Source organism: Trebonia sp. (assembly GCF_030042015.1).
Classification (GTDB): domain Bacteria; phylum Actinomycetota; class Actinomycetes; order Streptosporangiales; family Streptosporangiaceae; genus Trebonia.
This window is the reverse complement of the sequence record NZ_JASIAL010000220.1, coordinates 1-8,315: the sequence shown is the minus strand read 5'-3', so window position 1 is coordinate 8,315 and position 8,315 is coordinate 1. Positions and strand designations below refer to the sequence as shown.

The following is an 8,315-nucleotide window of genomic DNA, read 5'->3' as shown; positions in this document are numbered from 1 at the left end:
TAGTCACCGAGCTCGTAGCGGGCCTCGGCGAGGTAGTCCCAGTAGCTGCCGTTGACCGGATTGAGGTCCACCACCTGCTGCCACAGCGCCGCGGCCTGCGCCCAGCTGCCCGCGCCGGTTCGTTCCTGGGCCACGGCCACGATCCGCGGCAGGCTGGACGCCGCGGTCATCCGTGCTCCTTACCTGGCGGCGGGGCGGCGGAGGCGGCGAAGAACAGCCGGACCTCGCGTCCCCCCGCCGGCCGCTGCGACGGGTCCCCGGCCCGCCCGGACAGTCGCTCCAGGATGTCTGCGAGCTGGTGCTTCACCGTGGCGAACTCCGCCTCGGTCAGCCACGTGGTCGTGCCGCTGACCGTCGGCTGCCACGGCGCGGGTTCCAGGCCGGCCCGCCGGAACCGGCTCTTGGTGCGCTCGGTCTCGTGGTCGAGGAACACCTCGAGCGCGGCCTCGGCGGCAAGCTCACCCTCGGCGTCGAGCCCGAGCGGCCGCAGGTCCTGGTCTGGACTGGTCAGCCGCCATGGCTTCTCCCGGCCGCCGCGCTCCGGCTCCTGCTCGATGTAGCCGTACTTGGCCAGCATGCCAAGGTGGTAAGAGCAGCTCGCGACCGACTCGCCGAGCACCTCGGCGCAGCGGGTGGCGGTGGCGGTCGTCTCGCTGCCGATGAGGTCTATCAGCTTCCACCGCAGCGGGTGCGCAAGCGCCCGCAGCGCCTTCGGATCGGTCCCGCCTGTCATGTTGAACAAGATACCTTGCTAAAGACATCTTGCTCAAGGTTTCTTGTGAGATGCCTTCGCCGGGCAGGCGTTGTGCGCAGGTCACGCCGGGTGTTCCATGGGCGTAGCGGAAGGAAGGGGGCAGCGATGCGTCTTGTGCTCCGGGTCTTGTTCTTCGAGTTCGCGCTGTCCTGGGCGATGGTGCTTGCCGGGTGGATTCGGGTGACCGCGCAGGTCCGGCCTTTCCTCATGGGCACGCTGCGGGCACGCTTCCGGCGCCGCGCCTGGCGCGCGGGACTGGGCCTGCTTGTCGGCCTTGCGGTGGCCGCGGGCTGGCCGCTCCTGTTCTTGTTCTTGCCCGCGTGGGCGGCGGCCGCGCACGGGAACTGGCTGAACGTGGCACTTCTGTGGTGGGTGCTGGCCGGCGCGTGTGGCAGCGTGGTGCTCGCGGCGAAAGTGAGCAGGCCGAGCACCCGCCGCGAACTCCGCACGGGGTGTCAGTGCGGCACGTGCACCGCGTACGGCCGTGCCGGTAACCCGTGAGCTTGCCGGCTACAGCCGGAACCGGATGCAGTCGCCCGGGCAGGCCCGGCTGGCCTCGCGGACGCGGTCGGCGTAGCTGTCCGGCACCTCGGCCGGGTCGCCCGGGCTAGCCGGCCGGACGCTCCCGTCTTGCCGCACGCGCGAGATCGCGTCCTCGCCGAGGACGAAGACCCGCTGCTCGATCAGCTCGCACAGGCCGGCGCCGGTGCACTTGCCGGTCTCGATCCAGACCTTCACGCCGGCCTCGCCGGCTCCCGGACGCCCTGGTTCCCCGGCACCAGGTCCTGCCACGGCCGGTCCGCGCCGATGATCTGCGAGGCGGCGCCGATCCCCGCGAAGTCGCAGCCCTCGCCAAGGCCGAGCGGGTCGCCGCCTGCCGCCACCGAGGCGACCGAGTCGGCGAACAGGCGGCGCATCCGGATGACGGCCAGGTCGGCGGGGACGAGGTGCTCCTTCGCCCGGTCGTACAGCCTGCCCTCCGACAGCTGGACCGCGGCGTCCTGGACGCGGTTCCCGCCGCGGAAGCCGGCGAAGCTCTGGCCGGCCGCCATCGCCGCGCGGTCCTGCCGGGGCAGCCGGATCCGCCGGTCGTCCGGTTCCGGCCCCCAGACCGCGGAGTCGACCCCGCCCGCCCGCTGTGCCGCGGTGATCCCGCCGGCGCCCTTGGGCACCTTGAACACGCCGATCGACGAGCTCGTGTAGTCGTCGCGCGGGACGACGATCACCGCGCCGGACGCGACCCCGCCGATGAACGCCGTGTACGGCATGGCGAAGGCGGTCACCCGGACGAACTTCTTCCCCGGATCGCCTGTCACGTCCCTGATGGCCGCGTAGTGGAAGCCGAACGGGGTGTTCTCCACCTCGATCCGCGGCGCGTTGTCGTCGCTGGGCCAGCCGCCTGGCCGGGCGCCCCCGCCGGGTGCCGCGCCGGCCCGCCTGCCGGGCAGCTGCATGTCCAGGTCCCACGGCTGGCCGGCGAACCGCAGCGAGCCGACGCTGCGCGGGCCCGCTCCCATGGTCGCGAGCGTGTCCAGGTGCAAGATCGCGACGTGCGAGGAGTCGATCGAGCCCTCCTGAACCTGCATCCAGTTGCAGTCCATGATCATCTCGCTGACGATCAGCTCGTCGGGGGCCGCGTCGGTCCAGGAGAAGGCGGGGAAGGGCGGCTCGGTGCCGGGCGGGCCCAGGTAGACCCAGCCGAGCCCGCCCGCCTCGCGGACGGGGTAGGCGCCGTGCTTGACCCGCTGGCGGAAGGCCGCCGTCGCCAGGTTGGGCGTCTCCAGGATCGTGCCGTCCGCCGCGTACTTCCACCCGTGGTAGAGGCAGCGGATGCCGCCCTCCTCGACGCGGCCGAGCACGAGGGAGGCGCCGCGATGGCAGCACAGCTCGTCGAGGAAGCCAAGCCGTCCGGCCGAGTCCCTGAAGGCGACGAAGTTCTCGCCGAGGACCGTGACCCGGATCGGCGGGCAGTCAGGCTCGGGCAGGTCGCCCGCCTGGAACGCGGGCGTCCAGTACCTGCGCAGGACCTTGCCCATCGGGGTAGCGGGGCCGACCCGGCATAGCACCTCGTTCTCTTCTGGGGTCAGCATGCGCGTTACCTCCTGCTCAGCCGGCGACGGGTTCGTAGGTGGCCACCCGCGGGTCCGCGATGAGCGGCAGCCCGAGCAGCATCAGCGGGTAGTCGCGGGCGACCTCACCGGACCTGGCGGCGGCCACGGCGTCGTAGACCGCCGGGCTGACCCGCAGCGACGTCACGTGCGCGCCGCTCCCCCACGCCGCCCAGATCTGGGTGCACGCGTTGTCGATGACGATCGATAGCCACAGCACGGACCCAAGGTCCGCCGGCCCGCCGCGGTTGTCAAGCCGGGGCGGCGCAGGTTGTCGGGCAGAGCTCAGCCCGGCAGGTCCTCAGGGCGCCTGGCGGCAAGCTTGCCGTGCAGCAGGCCGGTCGACTGGCCGACCTCGATGAGGTATCCGTCCGGGTCCCGCATGTAGCAGCGGATCTCCGCCCCGCGGTCGATGGGCGGCGTGACGAACTCCGCCCCCTTCGCCTTCCACTCCTCATAGCGGGCCTGGATGTCGGCGACCCGCAGGTTCAGGAAGATCGAGGTGGTGTCGCCCGGCTCGTAGTCGACCACCGTGATGCCCGGCTTGTCGGGGGTGGGCGGCCCGCCGGGGTTCATGATGATCCACGAATTGGCCAGCTTGACGATGCACGGGTTCTCCGCAAGGACGACCGTGCCGCCCAGGACGCGCGAGTAGAAGTCCCTGGACCTCGCGACCTTGCGGACGGTGATGAACAGTGTCATCACAATCCCTTCGGCGGGCGCGGGGAGGTTGGCGAAGTCGATGCGGGGCGCGGCTTCTGTCATGAGATTTCTCCATTTCGGCGGTGGTGGCGCACAGCGCCGTGCCGGACGCCGGACGCCGGTCCTGCCCACCAGCCTTCCCACCAATAAGAAAGCCCAAAATTTTTTGCAAAATATTCTCGGCGAAGGTAGCGTGCGGCCATGGGACCCCCGCCAGAGCCAGGCTTTCCCGCGTGGTTCGACCCCGACCGCGACCTGGTTCTCACGCCGAAGAAGCTCAAGGGGCTGACCCATCCGATCAGGCTGCGGCTGCTCGAGCTCCTGCAGCAGGAGGGCCCTGCCACTGCGACGGCGCTCGCGGCCCGCATCGGCCGGTCCAGCGGCGTCACCAGCTACCACCTGCGGGTACTTGCCGACAACGGGTTCATCGTCGAGGACACCGACCGGGGCAACGCCCGGGACAGGTTCTGGCGGGCGCCGCACCGCTCCATGGGCTTCACGCTGCGCATGCCCGACGACCCGGGGCGGCCGGAGAACATGGAGGCGACCGGCCGGTACCTGCGGATCGTGGCCGAGGAGATCTACCGGCGCATCCAGACGGGCATCGACCTGCTCATGTCAGATCCCGGCGACGTCGCGGCAGCGCCGTGGCGGCTTGACGACTGGCCGCTGCGGCTGACCGCCGGCGAGGCGAGGGACCTCGGCAGGCAGATCGGCGAACTCGCCAGCCGCTACCGCCGCGCCCCCGGGGATCCCGATCCGCGGCCGGGCACAGTCCGTGCCTACTACCAGCTGCAGCTGCTTCCCGACGAGCCGCCGCCGCAAGAACAGGAGCAGTCGCCGTGACACAGGGCACGGCCCACGACACGGCGTCAGGCGACCGGCTGCAACCGGGAAGCAGGCTGCCCCTCGGCGGTCTGGTCCTCGCCTACGGCATCTCCCAGCTGGGCACGGCGATGTCCGGGCTCGCGATTCCGTGGCTGGTGCTCGTCACGACGGGAAGCGCGGCGCTGACCGGGCTGGCCGGCTTCGCCGAAATGGCGCCCTACGTCGCTTTCCAGGCGGTCAGCGGCCCGGTTGCCGACCGCGCCGGGCTGCGCCGCTCGTGCGTCACGGGAAACGCCGCCGCCGCCGTGCTGGTCGGCGCCATTCCTGGCCTGTACGCGCTTGGCGCGCTGTCATTCGGGCCGCTGGTCGCGCTTGTCGCGGTGGCGGGGGCCGCCAGGGGCGTCGCCGACGCGGCCACATCGCCGCTGGTCCCGCGCACCGCGGCGTTCGGCGGGGTATCGAACGAGCGGGCCGCTGGCATGAACTCGGTGGCACAGCGCACCGGCATGCTCGCCGGCCTGCCACTCGCCGGAGTGCTCATCGCGGCCGCCGGCCCCGCTGTCGTCGTCCTGGTGGACGCTGCCACATTCGCCATCGCAGCGTTCGGAATCCTCATCTTGATACCCTCCGCGGCGGTGCGGGTGAGCGCGGACCCCCAGCCTGACTCGGCCGGCCCGCCCGCCGCCCGCGGCTACTGGCCGCAGCTGCGCGCTGGCATGGCTTTCATCCGCGCCGACCGGCTGATCGCGGGGATCGCCCTCATGGTCGCGCTCACCAACCTGCTCGACCAGTCGCTGAGTTCGGTGTTGGTCCCGGTCTGGGTGCGAGTGCGGCTGCATCAGCCCGTCGGCCTTGGGCTCATCGGCGGCGCCTTGTCGATCGGCCTGGTGGCCGGCGCCCTGGCCGCTACCTGGCTTGGCCGCCGCCTGCCCAGGCGCGTGACCTGCGCGGTCGGCTTCCTGCTTGGCGGCTCGCCGCTGTTCATCGCGCTCGCCGTCTGGTCCGCGCTGCCGCCGGTGCTGATCGTCGCCGTGCTGTCAGGGATCGCCGCCGGCGTGCTCAACCCGATCATCGGCGCGGTCACCTACGAGCGCGTCCCGCCGCGGCTGCAGGCGAGCGTGCTTGGCGCCTTCAGGTCAAGCGCCTGGATCGGGATCCCGTTCGGCTCACTGCTTGGCGGGGCGCTGACCGAGGGGATCGGGCTGCGGAACGCGCTGCTCGCGACGGGGGCCGCGATGTTCGCCGCCACGCTCGTGCCGTTCGTGTTTCCCGCCTGGCGGGGGCTGGACAGGCCGGCAGGAAACTATTCGGGCGCCGCGGAGCGTCCAAGTTAGTGATGCGAAGTCAAACGCGGCGAGCTTCCCGGCGGCCGAGGCAGGTGCGCCAGGCTGGGCGAGTCATCGCGGGCCTGTGCGCCGCCGTCCTCACGGTGTCCCTGTCGGCCTGCCAGACGGGCGCGGGGCCGTCGATCGCCGCCGCGGCCACGGGCACGCCGGCCGCCAGCACGCCCGCCGCCACCGGGCCGGGCACGGTCACGACCGTGCGTGCCACCAGGGCCGAGCACAGGCTGGGCAGCCGGATCAGGCTCCCCAGCCAGGCGCTCGCCGCCCCGGACGCCATCGCGGTGGCAGGAACCCGCATCTGGGTGGCCAACTCGCGCTACGAGGACGGCGGCGGAGGCTGGCTCACCGAGCTCAGCGCCGCGACCGGCGCGCTGGTCCGGATCGTCGCGGGCGGGCGGTACGCGCTCACCGATCCGCAGGCGCTCGCGGTTGACGGCGACCGGCTCTGGGTGGCCGACGGGAACGGCGACGCGCTCACCGAGCTCGACGCCGCGACCGGCGCGCTGATCCGGGTCATCGCGGCGCGCGAGTATCGGCTAGCCGATCCCGCGGCCCTCGCGGTCGACGGGGGCGGCCTCTGGGTGGCCAACGGCGCAAGCAACTCGGTCACCGAGCTCGACGCCGTGACCGGCGCGCTGATCCGCGTCATCTCGGCCCCGCGCTACCGGCTCAACACCACCGTCTACGCGCCGGCGATCGCCGCGGCGGGCAACCGCGTGTGGGTGCCCGACGGGAACGCCGACGCGGTCACCGAGATCGACGCCGCGACCGGGGCGCTGGTCCGGGTCATCGAAGCGCGCCGGTATCAGCTCAACGGCCCGGACGCGATCACGGCGGCGGGCAGCCGCGTCTGGGTCGTCAACGTCAACACCCCCTCGGTCACCGAGATCGACGCCGCGACCGGGGCGCTGATCCGGGTCATCGCGTCGCTGCCCAACGTGCCCTTCGCGATCGCCGCTGACCGGGGCGGGGTCTGGCTGGTGACGAACCTCGGGGAGAAAGCGGTCGACGGCGCTGGTCCGCACGGCTCGGTCGCCGAGTTCAGCGCCGGCACCGGCCGGCGGATCAGGAACATCACCGGCGCGCCGTTCGGGTCCGACAGCCCGGGCGGGGCGATCGCCGCCGACGGCGGCGATGTCTGGGTGACCGACACGAACTTCTACTCCAACCGCGGGTGGGTCGCCGGGCTCAGCGCGGCGACGGGCGCGCTAGTCCGGCTGATCGTGAGCTGAGCGAATCGGTAGGCTGGCGGCTGCGGTCATCGCCGTGCCGGTTCGGCTAAAGGACGACATCATTGCCGCCCAGCGGGCGCGGGAGCCGCTACTGTGGCATGCTGGCTGGTTTCATCCCACAGGCCTGGAATCGGGAGTTCAACGGGTGCTCGGAGACGTTCGGCTGCGCGCGCGCCGCGGGGCCGGACCCCGGCCGGCAGGTGCGCGCCTGCGCTCGGCGCTCGGCGCGCTGTTCCCGCTGGCCTGCGGGAACGCGCCCCTCGACCGGGGCCAGCGCGTGCTGTCCGTCGCGGTGCAGGGGATGGCGCTGTGCGTCGGCGTCGTCGTGCTGCTCGGGCGCGTGGCGGGAATTCCGGCCTGGGATTGCGTCTACGCCGAGGACTACGGGGTCTACCTCGTCCAGGCGCTGGAGCACCCGTGGCATCTGTTCGTCCCCTATGAGGGCTACCTCCAGCTGGTCCCGCGGGTCACCGGCCAGCTCGCGTCGCTGCTGCCCATCACGGCCGCGGGCGTCGTGTTCGCGGTGACCGGGGCTGTCATCGCGGTGGCGTGCGCGCTGTTCACCTACCACGCGAGCGCCGGGTTCATCCGCTACCGCGCGCTGCGCGCCGTCCTGGCCGTGGCCCTGGTCCTGCTGCCGATCGCTCCCTTGGAGGTTGTCGGCGACACCGTCAACGCCGCGTGGTACGTCCTGGCGGCGCTGTTCTGGGCGGTGCTGTGGCGACCTCGCACTCGGGCCGGCATGGTGCTGGCGGCGGTCATCGCCTTCGTGGCCGTCTCGTCCGACCCGATGGCCATCGTCTACGCGCCGCTGCTGATCATGCGGGTGGTCGCGCTGCCCAGACTCCGCGAGCACGCGGTCACCGTCGGCTGGCTGGCCGGATGGGTGGTGCAGGTCCCCGTGATCCTGCAAAGTTACACCGATCACTCGCAGCGGCTGGGAACGCTCGCCCCGCTGGGCAAGTCACTGGCCTACTACGCGCACACCGTGGTGCTGCGCGCGCTGGGCTGGCACCTGTCCTGGCACCTGGAGTCCCTTGCCGGGCAGAACGGGGCGACGCTCATCGTGGCCGCGTTCCTCGCCGTGGTGTTCGGCTGGGCGGTGGTCACCCAGGGCAGTCAGGTTCGCGCGTTCGTGGCGACGGCGGTCCTGTTCGGTTTCGTGTACACGGTCTTCGCCGCGGTGATCACCGGCTACGTGGTGTACGAGACCCCCTACCTGAGCCCGCTGAGCTTCGAGCCAGGTTCGCGCTACTCCGTGGTGCCCATCGTGCTGCTGGACGCCGCGGCGATCGTCGCGGCCGACGCGTTCCTGCGCCGCCGCGCCGCCGCCGCCTCCGCCTCCGGC

Annotated in this window: 10 protein-coding genes; 5 read left to right on the top strand and 5 right to left on the bottom strand. The window is 72.1% G+C overall.

Features of this window, described 5'->3' with window-relative positions; genetic code table 11:
• Nucleotides 1-166: 166 nt before the first annotated feature.
• Nucleotides 167-733, bottom strand: coding sequence for a helix-turn-helix domain-containing protein (locus tag Q1N79_RS11445; protein WP_300608069.1), 567 nt, complete (start codon nucleotides 731-733; stop codon nucleotides 167-169).
• 126 nt (nucleotides 734-859) lie between these two features.
• Between Q1N79_RS11445 and Q1N79_RS11440 the strand changes: the two genes are divergently transcribed.
• Nucleotides 860-1,255 carry a hypothetical protein gene (locus tag Q1N79_RS11440; protein WP_300608066.1) on the top strand — a complete coding sequence of 132 codons (396 nt, stop codon included), beginning with the start codon at nucleotides 860-862 and terminating at the stop codon, nucleotides 1,253-1,255.
• Nucleotides 1,256-1,264: 9 nt separating this feature from the next.
• Here Q1N79_RS11440 and Q1N79_RS11435 read toward each other — a convergent pair whose 3' ends face one another.
• The 4 genes from Q1N79_RS11435 to Q1N79_RS11420 all read right to left on the bottom strand — a co-directional run bounded on the left by Q1N79_RS11435 (nucleotide 1,265) and on the right by Q1N79_RS11420 (nucleotide 3,627).
• A complete protein-coding gene (locus Q1N79_RS11435) occupies nucleotides 1,265-1,492 on the bottom strand; it encodes a ferredoxin (RefSeq protein WP_300608063.1) in 228 nt (75 codons plus the stop codon).
• Nucleotides 1,489-2,844, bottom strand: a complete 1,356-nt coding sequence (locus Q1N79_RS11430; RefSeq protein ID WP_300608060.1) for a Rieske 2Fe-2S domain-containing protein — start codon at nucleotides 2,842-2,844, stop codon at nucleotides 1,489-1,491. The genes Q1N79_RS11435 and Q1N79_RS11430 overlap by 4 nt, the downstream gene beginning before the upstream one ends.
• A 16-nt stretch (nucleotides 2,845-2,860) precedes the next feature.
• Complete coding sequence (locus Q1N79_RS11425) at nucleotides 2,861-3,082, bottom strand: hypothetical protein (protein ID WP_300608057.1); 222 nt, start codon at nucleotides 3,080-3,082, stop codon at nucleotides 2,861-2,863.
• 65 nt (nucleotides 3,083-3,147) lie between these two features.
• Entirely contained in the window at nucleotides 3,148-3,627 is a 480-nt protein-coding gene (locus tag Q1N79_RS11420; RefSeq protein WP_300608055.1) for a VOC family protein, read from the bottom strand.
• A 138-nt stretch (nucleotides 3,628-3,765) separates the two neighbouring features.
• On the opposite strand from Q1N79_RS11420, the gene Q1N79_RS11415 reads away from it, so the two are divergent.
• The 4 genes from Q1N79_RS11415 to Q1N79_RS11400 form a co-directional block, all read left to right on the top strand.
• A complete protein-coding gene (locus tag Q1N79_RS11415; RefSeq protein WP_300608052.1) occupies nucleotides 3,766-4,410 on the top strand; it encodes a winged helix-turn-helix domain-containing protein in 645 nt (214 codons plus the stop codon).
• On the top strand, nucleotides 4,407-5,726 hold the full coding sequence (locus Q1N79_RS11410; protein ID WP_300608049.1) for an MFS transporter: 1,320 nt from the start codon (nucleotides 4,407-4,409) through the stop codon (nucleotides 5,724-5,726). Before Q1N79_RS11415 ends, Q1N79_RS11410 begins: the two co-directional genes overlap by 4 nt.
• A 44-nt stretch (nucleotides 5,727-5,770) precedes the next feature.
• Nucleotides 5,771-6,967 (top strand): hypothetical protein, encoded by a 1,197-nt coding sequence (locus tag Q1N79_RS11405; RefSeq protein WP_300608046.1) that lies wholly within the window; start codon nucleotides 5,771-5,773, stop codon nucleotides 6,965-6,967.
• A gap of 145 nt (nucleotides 6,968-7,112) precedes the next feature.
• Nucleotides 7,113-8,315, top strand: a 1,203-nt coding sequence (locus Q1N79_RS11400) for a hypothetical protein (RefSeq protein WP_300608043.1), incomplete at its 3' end; no start/stop codon positions are given.